We start from the raw sequence: 21,593 nt of genomic DNA, 5'->3' as shown, positions 1-21,593 counted from the left end.
TGCCGTTTCGGCGGACGGCACGAAGACCGACCAGCACTCGTGCACACACGTGTCCAGACACAACCTGACGCGCTGTCCGGCACGTGGTCGCACACCCCGTTGCCCGCCCGACCTAGGAGACGGCATGCGTCGCAAGACATTGATCATGGGCATGATCGCCAGCCTGATGCTGGTGCTCGGCCTCGCCCCGCCAGCGTCGGCGGCCCCGGCCTTCCGCGCCCTGTTGTTCACGAAGACCGCCGGTTACCGGCACGACTCGATCCCCGCCGGGATCAGCATGTTCCAGCAGCAGGCGGCCGCCAACAACTTCGAACTGGTGCAGACCGAGGACGCGAGCGTCTTCACGCCCGCCAACCTGGCCACCTTCGACGTCGTCATCATGTTCCAGACCTCGGGGATGGTCTGGACCTCGGCCGCCCAACGCCAGGCCATCGAGGGCTACCTCGCCAGCGGCAAGGGCATCGTCGGCGTCCACAACGCCACCGACATGGGCATCGAGGCCGAGTACCCGTGGTGGGACCAGACCGTCAACGGCGGCGCCCACATGCCTGAGCACTCCCCCGGCGTGCTGCCCGGCACCGCCATCGTCGCCGACAAGCAGCACCCGTCGACGGTCGGCCTGCCGGATCGCTGGAACCGCAGCGAGGAGTGGTACAACTTCGACACCAACCCGCGCGGCAACGTGCACGTCCTGGTGACGGCCGACGAGCGCACGTACAACCCGGGCTCCCGCGCGATGGGCCCGGACCACCCGATCTCCTGGTGCCGCAACGCCGGCGGCGGGCGTGTGTGGGCCACCGCGATGGGCCACGCCAGCGAGTCCTACAGCGAGACGAACTTCCGCAACCACGTCCTCGGTGGCGTGAAGTGGGCCGCCGGCAACCTCCCCGGTGACTGCGGCGGCACCGTCTGGGGCAACTTCGAGAAGCGCACCCTCGACGACAACACCGTCGACCCCATGGCGATGGCCGTGGCACCGGACGGCCGCGTCATCTACGTCCAGCGCGGCGGTCAGGTGAAGATCTTCAAGCCGTCCACGAACAGCACAGTTACCGCGGGGACGCTGAGCGTCTACACCGGAGGCGAGGACGGGCTCACCGGCATGGCGTTGGACCCCAACTTCGCCAGCAACGGGTACGTGTACCTGTACCACTCACCGGCGAGCAGCAGCACAGACGTCAACCGCGTCTCCCGCTACACGCTCACCGGCGACACATTGAACCTGTCCAGTGAGGCGCGGATCATCGACATCCCCGCGTACCGGGACCGCACCTTCCCCGAACCCGGCCACACGGGTGGCTACATCGAGTTCGGTCCGGACGGCAACCTCTACATCGGCACCGGCGATGACACGCCGCCGAACCTGGACCCCAACTGGCAGGGCTACGCTCCGCTGGACTGGCGCTCGGGCAAGTCCAACCTCGACGCGGCCCGCACCGCCGGCAACACCAACGACCTGCGCGGAAAGCTGCTGCGTATCCGCCCGCAGGCCAGCGGCGGTTACACGATTCCCACTGGCAACCTCTACGCCCAGGGCACCGCGCAGACCAGGCCGGAAATCTACGCGATGGGCTTCCGCAACCCGTTCCGCTTCTCGATCGACCCGGCCAACGGCTGGGTCTACCTGGCCGACTACGGACCGGACCGCAACCCGCCCACCACCAACCGCGGCCCCGAGGGCCTTGTCGAGCTCAACGTGATCAAGGCGCCCGGCAACTACGGCTGGCCGTTCTGCCACGGCGACAACCAGCCGTACGCGCCGTTCAACCCGGACACCGGCGTGGTCGGGGCGAAGTTCAACTGCTCCGCGCCAGTGAACAACTCGCCGAACAACACCGGCCTGACCAGCCTGCGGCCCGTCGTCGCCCCCAACATGTGGTACGGCTACGGCACCTCGCCGACCTTCCCTGAGCTCGGCTCGGGCGGCTCCGCACCGATGGGCGGCCCGGTCTACCGCTACGACGCGGCGAACCCGTCCGCCACGAAGTTCCCGCCCTACTACGACGGCGTGCACTTCTTCTACGAGTGGTCGCGCAGCTACATCAAGGAGGTGCACTTCGACTCCGCCACGGCGGTGACGCGCACCAACCCGTTCCTGCCGACTGCCCGGTTCAACAAGCCGATGGACATGGAGTTCGGCAAGGACGGGTCGCTCTACCTGCTGGAGTGGGGCACCAACTTCGGCGGCGGCAACAGCGACTCCGGGCTCTACCGGATCGACTACATCCAGGGCGGCCGGTCGCCGATCGCCAAGGCCACCGGTACGCCCACAAGCGGTAGCGCGCCGCTCACCGTCCAGTTCAGCAGCGCCGGCACTGCCGACCCGGACCCGGGCAACACGCTCAGCTACCAGTGGACGTTCGGCGACGGCACCACGTCCACGGCGGCGAACCCGTCGAAGGTGTACACCTCCAACGGCAACTACACGGCGCAGTTGAAGGTCACCGACAACACCGGAAAGACGGGCTTCGCCAACGTCCAGATCACCGTCGGCAACAGCGCCCCGGTGGTCACCATCACCACCCCGCCCAACGGAGGCATGCTCACCTTCGGCGACAAGGTGCCGTACCAGATCACCGTCACCGATCCCGACGGCGGAACTGTCGACTGCTCGAAGGTGGTCCTCAACCCGGCGCTCGGTCACGACGACCACGCCCACGAGACCACCGAGTATCCGGGTTGTTCGGGCACCATCTCCACCGACCTGCTCGGTGGGCACCCCGATGGCGCCAACCTGTTCTACGTGCTGAACGCCAGGTACACCGACAACGGCGGCGCGGGAGGCGCGGCCCCGCTCACCGGCACCGCGCAGGTGATCCTGCAACCCAAGCACAAGCAGGCCGAGTACTACAGCAGCCAGTCCGGTGTCCGGGTCGTCGAGCAGTCCGCCGCGGAGAGCGGCAAGCGTGTCGGCGACATCTCCAACAACGACTGGATCGCGTTCAACCCGATGAGCCTGTCGGGTATCACGAACGTCAGCTACCGGCTGTCGTCGCCGTCCGGTGGCGGCACCATCGAGCTGCGCGCCGGCTCGCCCACCGGCACGCTGCTGGCCACGACGACGGTGCCCAGCACCGGCGGCTGGGACAACTACCAGTCCACGGCTCCGGTGAGCGTCGCCGCCCTCGGCGGCACACAGACGCTCTACATGGTGTTCAAGGGCAGCGGCAACAACTGGTTCGATCTCGACGCGTACACCTTCGGAGGTGCCGGTGTCGGCGTTCCCGGCACCGGCACCGGCGTGGCGGGAAAGACCTGGACGCTCACCGCGCAGCACAGCGGCAAGCTGATGGACGTCAGCGGCGTCTCCACCGCCGACGGCGCCCAGATCACCCAGTGGGCGGCCACCGGTGGCAACAACCAGAAGTGGCAGGCCGTCGACGCCGGGAGCGGCGCCGTCTATCTGAAGGCGGTGCACAGCGGTAAGTGCCTCGACGTCGTCGGCGGGTCCACCGCACAGGGCGCTTTCCTGCAACAGAGCACGTGCTCGAACGCCAATCAGCAGAAGTTCCTCGTCACGGCCACGGCCACCACAGGTGTCTACACGGTCAAGAGCGTGCCGAGCGGGCTCTGCGTCGACGTGAACGGCGCTTCCACTGCCGACGGGGCGCGGCTGCTCCAGTGGGGTTGCCACACCGCCGCCAACCAGCAGTGGCGGTTCACAGCGGTATAACGGCCGGCGCCGGCCACCCGATCCTCGGGTGGCCGGCGCACCGTCGTCAGCTAAGTGTCGACGTCCCGAGCAGCCCGGCCGCGCGCAACGCCGGCCAGAGCTCGTTCGGGACGTCGGCCTCGGACCGGCGCAGGGTCTCGGTCACCTGGGCCACGTCGCGCAGGCCGACGACGGTCGAGACGACGGCCTGGTGCTGGCGGACGTACGCCAGTGCCGCCTGCGGCAGGGTCACGCCGTAGGCCTCGCACACGTCGGCGATCTGCCGGGCACGCTCGATCAGCTCCGGCGGGGCCTGCTCATAGTTGTAGACAGCGTCGGCCGGCGGCCGGTCGCGGGCCAGCAGCCCCGAGTTGTAGACCCCGGCGATCACCACGCCGACCCCGCAGGCCTGCGCGGCGGGCAGGAGGTCGGCAAGCGCGCCCTGCTCCAGCAGTGTGTACCGGCCGGCGCACATCATGACGTCGACATCGGTCTCCTCGACGAACCGGGCAAGCATCGCCGACTGGTTCATGCCCGCGCCGATCGCGCCGATGACGCCCTCGTCGCGCAGCCGGACCAGCGCCGGAACGGCCTCGGTGACCGCCTGCTCCCAGTGCTCGTCGGGGTCGTGCAGGTAGACCACGTCGACCCGGTCCAGGCCGGTGCGCTCCAGGCTGGCCTCCAACGACCGGAGTACGCCGTCGCGGCTGAAGTCCCAGACCCGTCGGTGGTCGGCCGGCACGTCGAAGCCGTCGGCGTCCCGCTGGTGTGCGGTCTCCGGCGACGGGACGAGCAGCCGCCCCACCTTCGTCGACACCACGTACTCGTCGCGGGGGCGGGACCGCAGGGCAGCGCCGAGGCGCCGCTCGGACAGCCCGAGCCCGTAGTGCGGCGCGGTGTCGAAGTATCGGATGCCCGCCGCCCACGCAGCGTCCACGGCGGCGGCGAACTCGTCGTCGGAGGTCCCCCGGTACAGGTTGCCGCCCTGGGCGGCGCCGAAGCCGAGGGCGGTGAGGTGGACCGCCGGCCGGCGCGGCAGCGCCCGGGAGATCACGGCTCCCCCAGCCGGTAGGAGCGGCGGGCGGTGTCCCGCCAGATCGCCGCGCGCTCGGCGTCGCCGAGTGGTTCCAGTAGCTCGTCGAGCACCTCGACCCACCTGGTGTACGAGATGGCGAGCAGGCACACCGGCCAGTCGGAGCCGAACATGAGGCGGTCCGGGCCGAACACGTCGAGGGCGTGCTCGACGGCGGGCCGCAGGTCCGCGGCCGACCAGGACGGCCCGTCCACCTCGGTCACGAGCCCGGAGAGCTTCGCCGTGACGTTCGGCTGGGCGGCCAGCGCCCGCAGATCGTCGGGCCAGTCGCCGAGGCTCCGCTGCCCGAGCGCGGGTTTGCCGAGATGGTCGAGGACGAACGGCACCTCGGGCAGGTCGCGCACGAGCCGGATGGCCGCGGGCAGCTGGCGGTCGCGGACCAGCAGGTCGAAGGTGAGGTCGGCGGCGCCGACCGCCGCGATGCCCCGCCGGACGTCACGCCTGTCGAGGTACGCGGGGTCGGGCTCGGACTGGACCAGATCACGGATGCCGACCAGCCGCTGCCCGCCGCGTGCGGCACGGAGCCGGTCGATGCGCTCGTCGATGTCGTCGGCGCTGAGGTCGACCCAGCCGACGACACCGCCGATCAGGGGGTCATCGGCAGCGACGCCCAGCAGGTGTTCGGTCTCGGCCACGGACGCGATGGACTGCACGACGACCGTTTCGGTGACTCCTGCGGCGCGTGCCACCGGGGCGAGGTCAGCCGCGGTGAAGTCGTTGTCGATAGCGGCCATCGTGTGCGGGTCGATCCACGGTTGCGGGTGCCGGGCGCGGATCCAGAGGTGGTGGTGTGCGTCGACGATGCCGGGTCGTCCGGCCAGCTGCGTCGCGATCATCGGCCGAGCCAGCCGCCGTCGACGGGCAGGACGGTGCCGTGCACGTAGTCCGAGGCCGGGGAGGCCAGGAAGACGACGGCGCCGGCCAGGTCGTCGGCCCGTCCCCACCGGCCGGCCGGGATCCGGCCCAGGATGGCCTCGTTGCGGTCGGGGTCGTCGCGCAGCGCCTGTGTGTTGTCGGTGGCGATGTAGCCGGGTGCGATGGCGTTGACGTTCACCCCACGACCCGCCCACTCGTTGGCAAGCGCCCTGGTCAGCCCGGCCAGGCCGGACTTCGCCGCGGTGTAGCTCGCCACGTTGATGCCGCCCTGGAAGCTGAGCAGCGAGGCGGTGAAAATGACCTTGCCGTGGCCCCTGTCGACCATCTGCCGACCGATCTCCCGGCTCAACACGAACTGGCTGGACAGGTTCACCTGCACCACCCGATCCCACATCTCGTCGGGGTGATCCACCGCCGGCGCGCGGGCGATCGTCCCACCGTTGTTGACAAGGATGTCCACCGGGCCGAGCGCGGCGACGTCCTCGACCAGCCGGTAGACCGCCGCGCGGTCCCCCAGGTCCGTCCGGAAGCCGGTGAACCGGCGGCCAGCGGCCCGGACCCGCTGCTCCACCGCACTGCCCTCGGACTCCAACTGCGCCGACACCCCGATGACGTCCGCACCGGCGAGCGCCAGGGCCTCCGCCATCGCCAGGCCGATGCCCCGCCGGGCGCCGGTCACCAGCGCGGTGCGTCCGGAAAGGTCGAACAACGCGCTCATCGGCCCTCCTCCCGCCAGTCCAGCAGCACCTTGAGGACGCCCCCGCCACCCTCCAGTGCCACGAACGCGTCGGTGACATCCTCGACCGGCAGCACCCGGGAGATCAGCTCCCGGGCCGGCACGATCCCCGCCGCGACGAGCCGGATCGCCTCGGCCACATCCGCACGCTGGTACAACCGCGCACCCACCAACTCCAACTCACGCCAGAAGAACCGGTGCAGATTCACCGGACGTGGCTGCGGGTGGATCGCCACCAGCACCAACCGGCCACGGGTCGTCAGCACGTCGACGGCAGTGCCGACCCCGCCGGCCGAGCCGGACACCTCGAACGCCACGTCCGCGCCCGCGCCGCCGGTCCGCTCGTTCACAAGCGCCACCACGTCGATCGGCCCCGGATCGACAGCCTCGATCCCGATCCTCGCGGCCACCGACCGGCGGAAGCCGTCCGGCTCGACGAGCAGGACCTGCGCGCCACGGTCGCGGGCCACGGCGGCGATGAGCACACCGACCGGCCCGCCACCCACCACCACTACCTGCTCGCCCGGCACGATCCGCCCACGGCCGACGTCGTGCACCGCCACCGCCACCGGCTCGACGAGTGCCGCGTGGTCAAGTGGAAGGTCGTCGGGGAGCGCAAGCACCAGATCCGCCGGGACCGTCCACGACGACTGCATGGCACCCGGCGAGTCGATGCCAAGGAAATCCATTGAATGACAGATGTGCGAGTCGCCCCGGCGGCACGCCGGGCAGCGCCCGCAGGCGCGCGTCGGCATCACAGTGACCGCCTGCCCGACCGACCAACCGGTCACACCCTCACCGATGGCGGCGATCCGGCCGGACATCTCGTGCCCGAGGACCGCCGAGGTGCCCACCCGCGCGTCCATGTCGCCGTGGAAGATGTGCAGGTCCGTGCCGCAGATCCCGGTGTACGCCACCTCGATCCGTACCTGCCCGGGACCTGGTGCCTGCGGGGCGTGATCCTCGATGGCGAGGTCCCGTGCCCCCCGGTAGACAACTGCCTTCACCGCTGCTCCGTCTCGACGTGGTGGGGTTCCGCCGCTGCGTACGGTCGGACGTTTGCCGTGTTGCCGCGCATCCGCGACCCGAGGATGCGGGCCCTGGTCGGGCTGGGTCGGTTCGGCCGGGTGGTCCCTGCCGGCGTGGTCAGCGGCCCGGTGCGGGCGCCAGCCGTCGGCCTGGCGGCGAGCGCCGTCGATGTCCGACTGGAGGCTACGAGCGAGGATGACACTCGGGGTCCTTTCGGTGATGGCGGGTTCCGGGCCGGGCCGGCCCGGCGGGATCAACGCCGGACGGGTGCGGCGTCCTGGTGGGCCGCGACAGCGTCGGCGAGCAGGGACTCGACCCGCAGCGCCGGCGTGGCAGCGGCATCGTCGGCCTCCGCGAGCAGGCGTAGGCCGGCCCGCTCCGGACGGACGTTCGGGCTGTCCGCGCTCGGGTTGCCCGGCCGGTGGCCGGCCGCCAGGATCGTCGCCTCGTCGACCCGGATGCCGAGGCCGGGCACGTCGCCGAGGACGAAGGCGCCGTCGGCGATGTGCAGGTCGACGTCGAGGCCCACCGGCGGCCGCAGGTCCTGCAACTCGCTCACCAGGTGGTTGGGGATCGAGGTCGCGGCGTGCAGCAGACCGATCGGGCTGTTGCCGATGGGGCTCACCGGCAGGTCGTGAGCATGCGCCAGGGCTGCCACCCGCAGGAAGTGGGTGACGCCCCAGACGGCGGCCGACTGGACGATGTCGAGGGCGCCCGCGCCGATCAGCGGCCGGTACTGCTCCAGTCCGGTGAGGTTCTCGCCACTGGCGACCGCCGCGCGGACACCACGGCCGACGGCGGCCAGACCCTCGGCGTCCCACCGCCGCACCGGCTCCTCGATCCACACCAGATCGACTGTGCGCTCCAGTTCGCAGACGTGCCGGACGGCCTGCTTGCGCGACCACGCCTCGTTGACGTCGAGCATCAGGCCGGGTCGACGGCCGTGGCCCGCCTCGGTGAGCACGTCGCGCACCAGGGCGAGCCGCTGCCGGTCCCGTTCGATGTCGAGGCCGCCCTTGAGCTTGGCGGCACGCAGGCCGTACCCGGCGTAGACCTCGTACTCCGCGACGAGTTCGTCGTCGCTCAGGCCGATGTCCAGACCGGAGGCGTACGCCGGAACGTGTCGGTCCCGGCCACCGAGCAGCCGCCAGAGCGGCTCGCCGGCCACCTGCGCCTTGATGTCCCACAGGGCGGTGTCGAGCGCGCCGACGGTCCCGAACACCGGGCCCCCGTGGCCGGCCTTGAAGGTCTGCCGCAGCATCCGGTCGTACAGTGTGGTCACCGCGCGGGGATCCTCCCCCTCGATGGCCGCGAAGATCGCCTCGATCTCCACGGCCGGCCCCAGGCCGACGCCGCTGATTCCCTCATCGGTCTCGACGATGACGATCGGCACAGTGGTGACGCCGTGGGGAAGGATGCCGTTGGCGTCGCCGACGGGCCGACCCCACTGCTGGACGGTCGTCAGGGTTCGATACCCGGTGATGCGCATATCAGCCTTTCGTGGAACCAGCGGCGACGCCGTCGGCGATCTGGCGCTGAAGGAACAGGTAGATCGCCAGGACGGGAATCGCGGCGATGAGCACCCCGGAGGCGAACGTGGGGATGTCCTCGGAGTACTGCCCGCGTAGCGAGGTCACCCCGACCATCAGGGTGCGATGGTCGGCCGACGGCATCATCAGCAGCGCGATGAGCACGTCGTTCCAGCAGAACAGGGTGTTGAGGATGCCTACCGACAGCAGCGCCGGAGCGCCCAGCGGCAGCATGATCCGGCCGTAGACGCCGTACACGCTGTTGCCGTCGATCCGCGCCGCGTCGACGATCTCCGCCGGGATGGTCTTGTAGTAGCTGGCCATCAGGAAGATCGTGAACGGCAGGAACTGCGCGACGTAGGCGAGGATCAGCCCCGGATACGTGTCGACGAGACCGGTGTCCGCCATGATCCGCGCCAGCGGCACCATGATCACCTGGAAGGGTACGAAGAGCGCCGCGAGGCAGCCGATGAACAACGCCGACGAGCCACGGAACCGCAGTTGGCTCAACGCGAAACCGGCCATCGAGCCGAACAGCAGCAGCAGGAACACCGAGCAGGCCACCACGAGCACCGAGTTCGCGGCGTACCGGGCCATCCCGACGCTGCTCCACGCCGTGGTGATGTTCTCCAGGCGCAGGGAGTCGGCCAGGGAGAAACGGTCGAGGATGTACTCCCGCCGGGTCTTCATCGCGACGTTGGCGGTGAACAACAGCGGGTAGATCGTCGCGAGGGCGAGCAACCCCATCGGGATGACGAGCAGCCAGCGGCCCAGTCGGACGCGGGACATCAGTCCACCTTCCCGGATCGTCGGAGCAGTTTGAGTTGCAGCAGCCCGACGACGAGCATGATGACGAAGAGGACCGTCGACGCGGCCGACGCGAGCGCCGGACGGTTCATCTGGCCCTGCTGGATCCAGATGTAGTACTCCGGCAGGTACGTCGAACCCTCGGGACCGCCGGTGGTCATGACGTAGAGCAGGCCGAACATCGAGGTCAGCATCCCGATCATCGTGGTCACGAAGACGAACTGGATGGTGCGGGTGAGGCTGGGGATGATGACGTGTCGGATGACCTGGCCCAGTGACGCGCCGTCGACCCGGGCGGCGTCAAGCAGCGTGCCGTCCAGGGTCGCGAAGCCGGCCAGGAACACCACGAGCGCCATCCCGAAGGTCGCCCAGATGTGGACGCCGACGACTGCGAACATGGCGACGTCCGGGTCGCCGAGCCAGTCCACGGGGCCGATGCCGACCGCGCCGAGCACGGAGTTGACAGGGCCGTCGAAGGACAGCAGGAGGTTGAAGATCGCGCCGACGATTACCGGGGACAGCACGGCGGGGAAGAAGTAGACGCTGCGGTAGAACCGGTGACCCGGCACGCGCAGGTAGATGAACGTGGCGATGATGCCCGGGATCGCCACCGCCACCGGCAGGAGCAGCACCAGCAACCCGACGTTGCGCAGCGCGCCCCGGAACAGTGGGTCGTGGAACAGGTCGACGTAGTTGTCGAAGCCGACGGCCGCGCCGTCGCGCTCGCCGTCGCCGGTGAAGGAGAAGTTGACACCGAGCAGCAGCGGCCACAGCCGCAGCAGCACGAGGATCAGGACGGCCGGGGCGACGAGCACGAACGGCGCGAGGAGTTCGGCGCGGCGGCCACCGGCGGCACGCCGGGCGGCGCCGCGAACGCGGGGCTCCGGGGGCGGTATGGGCTGCACCCCGCCGGCCCGCCCGGTCGAGACCGGACGGACCGACGGGAGCGACTTTCCGATCGGCACGAGATCAGCCCGCCGCGTCGGAAGCGGCCATCTGCTTCACGACCTCGTCGACGGTGACCGAACCGCTCAGCAACTGCTGGGAGAGCCTGCCCATCAGGTCGATCGACTTGGAGGAGAGCGCCACGTGCGGCGCGGGCTTGCCGGTCTTGATCTCCGAGACGATCGTGGTCACGGCAGGACCGCCCTGCGACACGTCGATCGTCGTGTCGGCGGTGATCGCGCCGGCGTTGGCGTAGAACGCCTGGAGCGCGTCGGTGGAGGTCAGCGACCGCACCAGGTCGGCGGCCACCTTCGGGTCCTTTGTCCACTTGGCGACCGCGTAGCCGATGCCACCGTCGTACGGCAGGCTCGGCGTGGTGCCGGCGGTCACCACCGGGGCCGTCATGACGCCGAGCTTCTCGGGCGTGACGAACTCGTTGAAGTCCTTCCAGTGCCCGATGTCGGACATCAGGCCGATGATGTGCGCGGCCTTCGCGGACTGGAAGACGGCGAACGCGTCGTTGAACATCGCCGTGGAGTTCGCCCCGTCGTTGTTCAACCCCGCGGTGCCGGTCTCCTTCCACAGCTGGAAGATCCGCTTGACGTTCGGCGAGTTCCAGTCCCGCTTGCCGGCGATCCAGTCGTCGTACTCCTGGCCGGTGAGGACACCCGACGCCAGGGCGGACAGGAAGAACTGGATGCCGATGCCCTCCTTGTTACCGACGGCGAAGCACTTGGCACCTGTCGCCTTGGTGATGGTGCCGCAGTTGGCGAGGAACTCCGTCCACGTCGTGGCCGGCTTCGCCGGGTCGAGGCCTGCCTTCTCGTAGAGCGCCTTGTTGTAGTAGATCGGGTGCCCCTGGAGGGTCACCGGCGCGGCGTAGGTCTTGCCGTCCTTGGCGAACGCCTCCCAGCCGGCCAGTCGCTGCCGGTCGTCGGCCACGTGCTCGTCCAGCGGCAGGAGGGAGCCGACCCGGTCACGGATCTGGCCCCCGCCGTTGAAGAGGATGACGTCCGGCCCCTTACCGGCCTGGATCGCCGCGCCCAGCAGCGTGTAGTACTGGTCGAACGGCTGGGCGACGAACTCGACTTTGACGTCCTTGTGCTTCTTGGCGAAGTCGGCCTTGGCCTTCTCCACGTACGCGGCGGAGCTGGCCTCGCCGGACTTCCAGTCCCAGACGATCAGCTTGTCGGCCGAGCCCGAAGACGACGAACCCGTTCCGGTGGCGCTTCCACAGCCCGTCAGGGCCAGCCCCGCAACGAGGACTGCGGCCCACACTGCTCGTTGCTTCATCGTTGCTCACCTTCGTATGGAGAGTGGCCGCAGAACCGGCCGTCGATGCAAGAATGACCGAGAACGTAACTCGTATGACGTATCACGTCAACGTTTACCCGTACACTGGGGCGAAATCGTGGCTTGGGGCAGCCACACGGAGGTGGACATGACGGCATCGAACGAGACGACCGTGAATGGTTCAGCGGCACCCACCTGGGCTCGCCGTCCGGCCAACCTGGCACGAGCCATCACCGCCGAGTTGGTGAACCGGATCGTCCAGGGAGTTCACCCGCCGGGCACCCCACTGCCCCCCGAACCGGTGCTCTGCGAGACCTTCTCGGTGAGCCGGACCGTCATCCGGGAGGCGGTGAAGATCCTCCAGGAGAAGGGCCTCGTGCAGGTCCGCCAGGGCAGCGGCACGCTTGTCACCCCGCCGTCGGCGTGGGACATGCTCGACGAACTCGTCCTCGCCGCGACCATCGCCGAGGACGACAGCCTGGCGATCCTCGACGACCTGGTGGTCACCCGGCGGGTGCTGGAGTCCGACATGGCCAATGTGGCCGCCCGACTCGCCGACCAGGACACCATCGACCGGCTGCGCGCCCTCGTCGACCGGATGGACGAACTCGTCGACGACCACCTCACCTACCAGGAGCACGACCGCGCCTTCCACGACACCGTCATGCAGGCATCCGGAAACCGGATCGCGCGAGGTGTCGTCCGGTCGCTGGAGAGCCAGGTCGTCAACACCGCGCGGTACATGGGCCGCCCCGAACGCGCCATGTGCGTGGCCTCCAACCAGGGCCACCGGCGCATCTACGAGCGGATCGCCGCCCACGACCCGGACGGCGCCGCCCAGGCGATGTTCACCCACATCACCGAGGCCTGGCTCGTCCGTCGCAGCGGACCGGGCAGCCCGACGCGGCTGCAGCGCTGACAACCGGGCGGCTCGGGTCGCCACGGCCGTGACCGGAGCGGTGCACTGCCGGGTTGGTCGAGATTCAGAGTCGTCCATGGCTTGTGAATGTTAGCGATAACAGACTACGCTCGGGCCGCAGAGGCGCAGGGCACGCTTCACCGCTCCACCCGACCCCTCCGGGCCGGTGGAGCCACGCACGAGCAACGCCCCGCTGGCGGGTGTCCGGGCCTCTCCACAGGACGTTGAGCACCGCCGGCCCGCCCCTGCGGGAGCCTGCGGCCGTCCCACACAACCTCCGTGTCGTTCCACGACACCGCCACGCGCCGAGTCGAGCACCGTCGGTGACGACAGACCTCCGTGCGGTGCCGATGCCGCCTGCCCTGCGGCCTGTCCCACTCTTCGATCCGTCAGGTGAGCGTCCCATCCCTGGGAGGTACCGATGACATCCACACCCACACCGCCGACGAGGACCCGGCTCAGGCGCGCGGGCGCCTGGCTGGTGAGCCTGCTGCTCGTCTCGACGCTGCTGCCGGCCACCGCGGCGCACGCGGACAACCCCATCGTCCAGCACATCTACACCGCCGACCCCGCCCCGCTTGTGCACGACGGACGCGTCTACCTCTACACCGGCCACGACGAGGACGGCTCCACCTACTTCACGATGAAGGAATGGCGTGTGTGGTCCTCCGCCGACATGGTCAACTGGACCGACCACGGCTCCCCGCTGAACGTCAGCACCTTCAGCTGGGCCAGCGCCAACGCCTGGGCCGGCCAGGTCATCGCCCGCAACGGAAAGTTCTACTGGTACGTCCCGGTGACCGCGCGGGCGACCAACTCGATGGCCATCGGCGTCGCGGTGTCCGACAGTCCCACCGGGCCGTTCCGGGACGCCATCGGACGGCCACTAGTGGGCAACGGCGAGATCGACCCCACCGTTTTCATCGACGACGACGGCCAGGCGTACCTGTACTGGGGAAACCCCAACCTGTGGTACGTGAAGCTGAACGCGGACATGATCTCGTACAGCGGTAGCGCCACCAAGATCCCGCTCACCACCGCCGGCTTCGGCGCCCGGTCCGGCAACACGAGCAGGCCCACGCTGTACGAGGAAGGCCCGTGGGTCTACAAGCGCAACGGCGTCTACTACAACGTGTTCGCGGCGGAGTGCTGCTCGGAGTTCATCGGCTACTCGACGGCGACCGGCCCCACCGGACCCTGGACGTACCGGGGGACGATCATGCCCCGGCAGGGCGCCAGCTTCACCAACCACGCCGGGGTCATCGACTTCAACGGCGGCTCGTACTTCTTCTACCACAACGGCGCGCTGCCCGGCGGCAGCGGTTACACCCGCTCGGTGGCAGTGGAGAAGTTCACCTACAACACCAACGGCACCATCCCGACGATCAACATGACCACGACCGGCGCACCGCAGATCGGGACGCTGAATCCGTACGTACGGCAGGAGGCCGAGACCATCGCCTGGGGCTCCGGCATCGAGACGGAGCCGGCCAGTGAGGGCGGGATGAACGTCGGCTTCATCGAGAACGGCGACTACATCAAGGTCGAGGGAGTGGGCTTCGGCGCGGGCGCGACGTCGTTCAGCGCCCGGGTGGCGTCGGCGACCTCCGGCGGCAGCATCGAGCTGCGCCTCGGCAGCCCCACCGGCACCCGGGTGGGCAGCTGCTCCGTACCCGGCACCGGCGGATGGCAGAGCTGGCAGACCGTCTCCTGCGCGGTCAGCGGCGCCACCGGCAACCAGGATCTGTACCTGCGGTTCACCGGGGGCAGCGGCAACCTGTTCAACGTCAACTGGTGGCAGTTCCAGAGCGGCGGCAACCCGACGCCCACGCCGACCCCCACAGCGATCCCCACGCCCACCCCGATCCCGACGCCCACGCCCACGCCGACCAGCCCTGCTGGGCAGTCCTGCGCGGCCACCCACACGGTGGTCAACAGCTGGCAGGGCGGGTTCGAGGGGCGGGTGACTGTCACCAACGCCGGGGCCAGCACGATCAACGGCTGGCGGGTCACGTTCACCCTGGCCAGCGGGCAGACGGTGGCGCAGAGCTGGAACGGCAGCTTCAGCCAGCAGGGCAACCAGGTGACCCTGGCCAACGCCGGCTACAACGGTCAACTCGCGGCGGGAGCGTCGACAACTGTGGGCTACCTCAGCGCGAGCACCGGGAGCAACGAGCCGCCGGGAAACCTGACCTGCGCACCGGCCTGACGGCACCGGCCCGTCTCGTCGGGGCAACGACGAGACGGGCCCGCCCCCGTCGGCCACCCAGGCCCACAAGCATCATATCTTTTCCATTCAGATTGCTCTATGGTTTCGTCATTGTGTCGGATGCATGACCGGTCTACACCAGCGCAGACACCCGATGCGGAGATACTCAACCGCGACGAGCGCCGCCCCGAGGAGGCCCGAGATGTCAGATGTAACGCGCCGGCAGGCGCTCAAAATCGGCGCAGCGGGTGCCACCGGCGCGCTGCTGCCGCTCTCCCAACTCGGTGACGGCCCGGCACCTGCCTCGGCCGAGGCGCAGGCCGCGAACGACCTGGTGCTGTGGTATGACGAATCCGCTGGCACCGACTGGTTGCGGGCACTGCCGATCGGCAACGGTCGCCTCGGCGCCATGGTCTTCGGCAACGTCGACCGGGAAACCCTCCAGCTCAACGAGGACACCGTCTGGGCCGGTGGTCCGCACGATCCCAGCAACACGCGCGGTGCCGGATCGATAGCGGAGATCCGTCGGCGGGTCTTCGCCAACCAGTGGACGCAGGCGCAGGATCTGATCAACCAGACGATGCTCGGCAACCCGGTCGGGCAGCTGGCGTACCAGCCGGTGGGAAACCTGCGCCTGACCTTCGGCACCTCGACGAGCGCCTCGCAGTACGCCCGGCGGCTCGACCTCACCACGGCGACCACCTCTGTGGCGTACGTGCTCAACGGCGTACGCCACGAGCGGGAGGTCTTCGCCAGCGCGCCGGACCAGGTCATCGTGGTACGCCTGAGCGTCGACCGGGCGGCCTCGCTCACGTTCACCGCGACGTTCGACAGCCCGCAGCGTACGACGGTGTCCAGCCCGGACGGTGCCACGATCGCCCTGGACGGCACGTCCGGCAGCCAGGAGGGCGTCACCGGCGCGGTCCGCTTCCAGGCCCTGACCCACGCCACGGTCACCGGTGGCACCGTCACCAGCTCCGGCGGCACGCTGCGGGTCTCCGGCGCCACGAGCGCCACACTGCTGATCTCGATCGGCTCCAGCTATGTCACCTACCGCAACGTCGGTGGCGACTACCAGGGCATCGCCCGGCGGAACCTCACCGCCGCCCGGGCTCGTAGCTTCGACGAGCTGCGCAGCCGGCACATCGCCGACTACCAGGCGCTGTTCGGACGGGTGAGCCTCGATCTGGGTCGCACCGCCGCCGCCGACCGGACGACCGACGAGCGTATCGCGCAGCACAGCTCATCAACCGACCCGCAGTTCTCGGCGCTGCTGTTCCAGTACGGCCGGTACCTGTTGATCTCGTCCTCGCGCCCCGGCAGCCAGCCGGCGAACCTCCAGGGCATCTGGAACGACCAGATGACCCCCTCGTGGGACTCGAAGTACACGATCAACGTCAACCTGCCGATGAACTACTGGCCGGCCAACTCCACGAACCTGCCCGAGTGCCACCGACCGGTCTTCGAGATGATCAAGGATCTGGCGGTGGCCGGCGCGCGAACCGCCCAGGTGCAGTACGGCGCGGGCGGATGGGTCACCCACCACAACACCGATGCATGGCGGGCCACCTCGGTCGTCGACGGCGCGTTCTGGGGGATGTGGCAGACCGGCGGCGCCTGGCTGAGCACCCTCATCTGGGACCACTACCTGTTCACCGGCGACGTCGAGTTCCTGCGGGCGCACTACCCGGCCATGAAGGGCGCCGCGCAGTTCTTCCTGGACACCCTCCAGACGGAGCCGACCCTGGGCTGGCTCGTCACCAACCCGTCGAACTCGCCGGAGCTTTCCCACCACGCCAACGCCAGTGTCTGCGCCGGGCCCACGATGGACAACCAGATCCTTCGCGACCTGTTCGACGGATGCGCCCGGGCCAGCGAGATCCTCGACGTGGACCCCACGTTCCGGGCGCAGGTCCGCGCTACCCGCGACCGGCTCCCTCCGACCCGGGTCGGCTCGCGCGGCAACGTGATGGAGTGGCTGTACGACTGGGTGGAGACCGAGCCCAACCACCGGCACGTCTCCCACCTGTACGGCCTGCACCCCAGCAACCAGATCACCCGCCGGGGCACCCCGCAGCTGTACGAGGCGGCGCGGCGGACCCTTGAGTTGCGCGGTGACGACGGGACGGGCTGGTCGCTGGCCTGGAAAATCAACTTCTGGGCGCGGCTGGAGGACGGCGCGCGGGCACACCGGATCCTGCGCGGCCTGGTCACCACTGCCAGGTTGGCGCCGAACATGTTCGACCTGCACCCGCCGTTCCAGATCGACGGCAACTTCGGCGCCACCGCGGGCATCGCCGAGATGCTGCTGCACAGCCACAACGGCGAACTGCACATCCTTCCGGCGCTGCCGAGCGCTTGGCCGCAGGGCCGGGTGAGCGGCCTGCGCGGCCGAGGTGGCTACACCGTGGCAATCGCGTGGAGCGCCGGCCAGCCCCAGGAGATCCTGGTCGGCGCCGACCGGGGCGGCACGGTCCGGCTGCGCTCGCGGCTGTTCACCGCGACCCACTCGGTCGTCGACGCGGTCACCGGCGCCCCGGCCCGCACCACGAGGATCGAGTCCGACGTCATCGAACTCACGGTGCAGGCGGGACAGTCCTACCGGGCGTACCCCGGGGTCGCGCCGAGCCCGACGGCGACGGCGATTCCGACGCCGACGCCGATCCCGACGCCCACCCCGACCGCGACCCCCACGCCGACCTCCACTCCCCCGCCGTCCGGGTCGGCGACTGCCGCCTACGCCATCGACAACTCGTGGGCGGGCGGCTTCCAGGCAACCGTCACCGTCACCGCCGGCTCCGCGCCGATCAACGGGTGGACCGTCTCCTGGACCTTCCCCAACGGGCAGACCATCGGCCAGCTCTGGAGCGGCACCCACACCCAGACCGGATCGGCGGTGCGGGTGACGAACGCCGCCTACAACGGCGCGCTCGCCGCCGGCGCCTCGACCACCTTCGGGTTCACCGGCTCCTGGAACGGCACCAACAACCCACCGGCCAGCCTCACCTGCACCACGAGCTGAGCCGCCAGTCTCCCGCGCGGGAGCTTGGCTCGGCCACCTGCCTACCGGGCGGCGGGTGGCCGAGCCCCACGCGCGACAGCTGCTAGAAGTCGTCGTCGAAGGCGACCGAGCCCGTCACCCCGACCTGGTACGCCGACACCCGCCGCTCGAAGAAGTTGGACAACTCCTGCACGTCCTGCAACTCCATGAAGGCGAACGGGTTTGTCGACCCGTAGTGCGCGGCGATGCCGAGCTGCGCGAGACGGCGGTCCGCGACGTGCTGGAGGTACTCCCGCATGTCCGGCAACGTCAGGCCGGGCACGCCGTGGCCCAGCAGGTCCTCGGCGAACTGGACCTCACACTCGACGGCCTCGGTGATCATCTGACGAACCTGGTCGGCGAGGTCGTCGTCGAACAGGTCCGGCTCCTCGGCACGGACTGTGTCGACCACGTCGAACGCGAACGCCATGTGCATGGACTCGTCGCGGAACACCCAGTTGGTGCCGGAGGCCAGGCCGTGCAGCAGACCCCGCGAGCGCAGGAAGTAGACGTAGGCGAACGCGCCGTAGAAGAACAGCCCCTCGATGCAGGCGGCGAAGCAGATCAGGTTGAGCAGGAACGTGCGCCGATCCTCGCGGGTCCGCAGCTGCCGCAGGTCGTTCAGCGAGTCGATCCAGCGGAAGCAGAACTCGGCCTTGCGGCGGATCGAGGGGATGTTCTCGATGGCGGCGAAGGCGGCGAACCGCTCGGTCTCGTCGGGCACGTACGTGTCGAGCAGGTTGAGATAGAACTGGACGTGCACGGCCTCCTCGAACAGCTGCCGGGACAGGTAGAGCCGGCCCTCCGGGCTGTTGACGTGCTGGTAGAGGTTGAGCACGAGGTTGTTGGCGACGATCGTGTCGCCGGTGGCGAAGAACGCCACGAGGCGGCTGACCAGGTGCCGCTCGGCGGGCGACAGCTTGTCCAGGTCGGTGAGGTCGGCGTGCAGGTCGACCTCCTCGACGGTCCAGGTGTTGCGGATGGCGTCGCGGAACCTGTCGAAGAAGTGCGGGTAGCGCATCGGGCGCAGGGTGAGGTCCATCCCGGGGTCGAGCAGCATGTGCGTGGTCCTCGTGTCGGCGGGGTCGGTAGTGGTGTCGGCGGCGGTCACTGGCAGGCCTCGCACGACTCGGGGTTCTCCAGCGAGCAGGCCAGCGCCTCGGCGTCGGTAGTGGACGGCGCGACGAGAGCCACTGTGGCCTGCTGGATGCGGGTGGCGGGGCGCGACCGGAGGTAGTAGGTGGTCTTCAGCCCTGCCTTCCAGGCGTACAGGTACATCGAGGAGAGCTTGCCGATTGTGGGCGAGGCCAGGAACAGGTTCAGCGACTGGGACTGGTCGATGAACGGGGCACGGGCGGCGGCCAGGTCGATGAGCGCCCGCTGCGGCAACTCCCACGCGGTGCGGAACAACTCCCGCACGTCGGCCGGCAGCGCCGCGATGCCCTGCACCGACCCCTCGGCACGACGGATCGCCGACCGGATCTCGTCGCTCCACAGGCCACGGGCCTTCAGCTCGCGTACCAGAGCGGTGTTGACCTGGAGGAACTCCCCGGACAGGGTCTCGCGCTTGAACAGGTTGGACACCTGCGGCTCGACGCACTCGTAGCAGCCCGCGATCGAGGCGATTGTCGCCGTCGGCGCGACGGCCACGAGCAGCGAGTTACGCAGCCCGTACGCCGCGACCCGCTCGCGCAGCGCCGCCCAGCGCGCGGTCTGCGTACCCTCGACACCCCACAGGTCCGGTTGCAGGTCGCCCCGCGCGGCCCGGGTCTGCCCGAACGCCGGGTGTGCGCCGGCGTGGCGGGCCAGGTCGGCGGAGGTCTCCAGCGCGGTCAGGTACAGCTCCTCGCTGATCCGGGTGGACAGCTCCCGCGCGGCAGCCGAGTCGAACGGCAGCCGCAGCGCGAAGAACACGTCCTGGAGACCCATCAGCCCGAGCCCGACCGGCCGCCAGCGCGGGTTGCTCGCCGCCGCCTGCGCTGTCGGGTAGTAGTTGATGTCGATGACCCGGTCGAGGAACGTCACAGCCGTCCGGACCGTCTCGCGCAGCCGATGCCAGTCGATGCCGTCGCCGGTCAGATGCGCGGCGACGTTCACCGAACCCAGGTTGCACACGGCCGTCTCGGCGTCGCTGGACACCTCGATGATCTCGGTGCACAGGTTCGACAGGTGCACGACGTTGCCCGGGTCGGCGGTCTGGTTGCACAGCCGGTTGGCGGCGTCCTTGAACGTCATCCACCCGTTGCCGGTCTGGGCCAGGGTGCGCATCATCTTGCCGTACAGCTCCCGCGCCGGGACCTGCCGCACGTAGCGGCCCTGCGCCTCGGCCTCCCGGTACGCGGCGTCGAACCGCTCCCCCCACAGGTCGGGCAGCTCCGGCACCTCGTTCGGGTCGAACAGCGACCACATCTCGTCGGCCTCGACCCGGCGCATGAACTCGTCAGGGATCCAGTTGGCCAGGTTCAGGCTGTGGGTACGCCGGGCGTCCTCGCCGGTGTTGTCCCGCAACTGCAGGAACTCCTCGATGTCCGGGTGCCACGGCTCCAGGTAGACGCAGGCAGCGCCCTTGCGCCGGCCGCCCTGGTTGACGGCGGCCACGCTCGCGTCAAGGGTGCGCAGCCACGGCACGATCCCGTTGGACTGCCCGTTCGTGCCCCGGATCAGTGCGCCCCGGGACCGGACCCGGGAGTACGCGATGCCGATGCCGCCCGCGAACTTCGACAGGTTGGCGACCTGCGCGTACCGCTGGTAGATCGAGTCCAGCTCGTCGCGCGGCGAGTCGACAAGGTAGCAGGAGGACATCTGGGTGTGCCGGGTGCCGGAGTTGAACAGCGTCGGCGAGCTGGGCAGGTAGGCCAGGCTGGACATCAGCCGGTAGAAGTCCACAGCCTCGTCCGGCGTACGGGACAGGCCGCAGGCCACCCGCAGCAGCCAGTACTGCGGTGTCTCCAGCACCAACCGGCTGGTGGGGTGGCGCAGCAGGTACCTGTCGTAGACGGTACGCAGGCCGAAGTACTCGAACCTCCGGTCGCCGTCCGGGTCGATGGCGTCGTCGAGCGTTGCCGCGTGCGCGGCGACGAACGCGGCGGTCTCGTCGCCGATGAGCCCCTCGGCGTGACCGAGCCGGATCGCCGCGCTGAAGGAGGTGACGCCCTGACGGCGTACCTCCTTGTCGATGTAGGTGGCCAGCAGCCGGGCGGCCAGGCGCGAGTACTGCGGTTCCTCGCCGATCATCTCGGCCGCCGTCTGGATGGAGAGCCTGTCCAACTCGGCTGTCGTCGCGCCGTCGTACAGGCCGCTGATCGTGCGGGTGGCAACCCGCAACGGGTCGACGTCGGTAAGGTCGTCGGCCCACCGCTCCACCGCCCGGACGATCTTGTTGACGTCCACGGGCTCGGTGGCGCCGTCGCGCTTGCGGACCTGCATGGGCGTCCGTCGCACGGCTGTCGCGCCGCTGACCGGGGC

General features: G+C 69.6%; 14 protein-coding genes. 4 read left to right on the top strand and 10 right to left on the bottom strand.

From position 1 onward, the window contains the following. The first annotated feature begins 124 nt into the window (after window positions 1-124). Window positions 125-3,673 carry a ThuA domain-containing protein gene (locus tag ADK66_RS18040; protein WP_053656767.1) on the top strand — a complete coding sequence of 1,183 codons (3,549 nt, stop codon included), beginning with the start codon at window positions 125-127 and terminating at the stop codon, window positions 3,671-3,673. 46 nt (window positions 3,674-3,719) lie between these two features. Here ADK66_RS18040 and ADK66_RS18035 read toward each other — a convergent pair whose 3' ends face one another. The 8 genes from ADK66_RS18035 to ADK66_RS18000 all read right to left on the bottom strand — a co-directional run bounded on the left by ADK66_RS18035 (window position 3,720) and on the right by ADK66_RS18000 (window position 11,960). After that, the gene (locus ADK66_RS18035) at window positions 3,720-4,706 is read right to left on the bottom strand and encodes an aldo/keto reductase (protein WP_053656765.1); all 987 of its coding nucleotides are present in this window, start codon (window positions 4,704-4,706) and stop codon (window positions 3,720-3,722) included. Then, complete coding sequence (locus ADK66_RS18030) at window positions 4,703-5,581, bottom strand: amidohydrolase (protein WP_053656763.1); 879 nt, start codon at window positions 5,579-5,581, stop codon at window positions 4,703-4,705. Before ADK66_RS18030 ends, ADK66_RS18035 begins: the two co-directional genes overlap by 4 nt. After that, window positions 5,578-6,339: an SDR family oxidoreductase gene (locus tag ADK66_RS18025; RefSeq protein WP_053656761.1), complete on the bottom strand. Its 762-nt coding sequence runs from the start codon at window positions 6,337-6,339 to the stop codon at window positions 5,578-5,580. Before ADK66_RS18025 ends, ADK66_RS18030 begins: the two co-directional genes overlap by 4 nt. Next, window positions 6,336-7,364, bottom strand: a complete 1,029-nt coding sequence (locus ADK66_RS18020) for a (R,R)-butanediol dehydrogenase (RefSeq protein WP_053656759.1) — start codon at window positions 7,362-7,364, stop codon at window positions 6,336-6,338. The genes ADK66_RS18025 and ADK66_RS18020 overlap by 4 nt, the downstream gene beginning before the upstream one ends. Before the next feature lie 275 nt (window positions 7,365-7,639). Further along, a complete protein-coding gene (locus ADK66_RS18015) occupies window positions 7,640-8,875 on the bottom strand; it encodes a mandelate racemase/muconate lactonizing enzyme family protein (protein WP_053656757.1) in 1,236 nt (411 codons plus the stop codon). A 1-nt stretch (window position 8,876) separates the two neighbouring features. Then, entirely contained in the window at window positions 8,877-9,704 is an 828-nt protein-coding gene (locus tag ADK66_RS18010; protein WP_053656755.1) for a carbohydrate ABC transporter permease, read from the bottom strand. Beyond that, a complete protein-coding gene (locus tag ADK66_RS18005; RefSeq protein ID WP_197281560.1) occupies window positions 9,704-10,687 on the bottom strand; it encodes a carbohydrate ABC transporter permease in 984 nt (327 codons plus the stop codon). The genes ADK66_RS18010 and ADK66_RS18005 overlap by 1 nt, the downstream gene beginning before the upstream one ends. Before the next feature lie 4 nt (window positions 10,688-10,691). Further along, a complete protein-coding gene (locus tag ADK66_RS18000; RefSeq protein WP_053656753.1) occupies window positions 10,692-11,960 on the bottom strand; it encodes an ABC transporter substrate-binding protein in 1,269 nt (422 codons plus the stop codon). Window positions 11,961-12,132: 172 nt separating this feature from the next. Here ADK66_RS18000 and ADK66_RS17995 point away from each other — a divergent pair, with 172 nt between their 5' ends. The 3 genes from ADK66_RS17995 (at window position 12,133) to ADK66_RS17985 (ending at window position 18,110) form a co-directional block, all read left to right on the top strand. Further along, a complete protein-coding gene (locus tag ADK66_RS17995; protein WP_231640083.1) occupies window positions 12,133-12,879 on the top strand; it encodes a FadR/GntR family transcriptional regulator in 747 nt (248 codons plus the stop codon). A 421-nt stretch (window positions 12,880-13,300) separates the two neighbouring features. Further along, entirely contained in the window at window positions 13,301-15,088 is a 1,788-nt protein-coding gene (locus ADK66_RS17990) for a family 43 glycosylhydrolase (RefSeq protein WP_053656752.1), read from the top strand. A 202-nt stretch (window positions 15,089-15,290) separates the two neighbouring features. Next, window positions 15,291-18,110, top strand: a complete 2,820-nt coding sequence (locus ADK66_RS17985) for a glycoside hydrolase N-terminal domain-containing protein (RefSeq protein ID WP_053656750.1) — start codon at window positions 15,291-15,293, stop codon at window positions 18,108-18,110. 82 nt (window positions 18,111-18,192) lie between these two features. Here the strand turns inward: ADK66_RS17985 and ADK66_RS17980 are convergent, their stop codons facing one another. Further along, window positions 18,193-19,188: a ribonucleotide-diphosphate reductase subunit beta gene (locus ADK66_RS17980; RefSeq protein ID WP_053656952.1), complete on the bottom strand. Its 996-nt coding sequence runs from the start codon at window positions 19,186-19,188 to the stop codon at window positions 18,193-18,195. A 47-nt stretch (window positions 19,189-19,235) separates the two neighbouring features. After that, window positions 19,236-21,554: a ribonucleoside-diphosphate reductase subunit alpha gene (locus ADK66_RS17975; RefSeq protein WP_231640088.1), complete on the bottom strand. Its 2,319-nt coding sequence runs from the start codon at window positions 21,552-21,554 to the stop codon at window positions 19,236-19,238. Window positions 21,555-21,593: the final 39 nt, after the last annotated feature.

It is taken from the genome of Micromonospora sp. NRRL B-16802, from assembly GCF_001279555.1.
Taxonomy (GTDB): domain Bacteria; phylum Actinomycetota; class Actinomycetes; order Mycobacteriales; family Micromonosporaceae; genus Micromonospora; species Micromonospora profundi.
The sequence above is the reverse complement of the archived record's forward strand: the minus strand, read 5'-3'. Positions and strand labels throughout refer to the sequence as shown.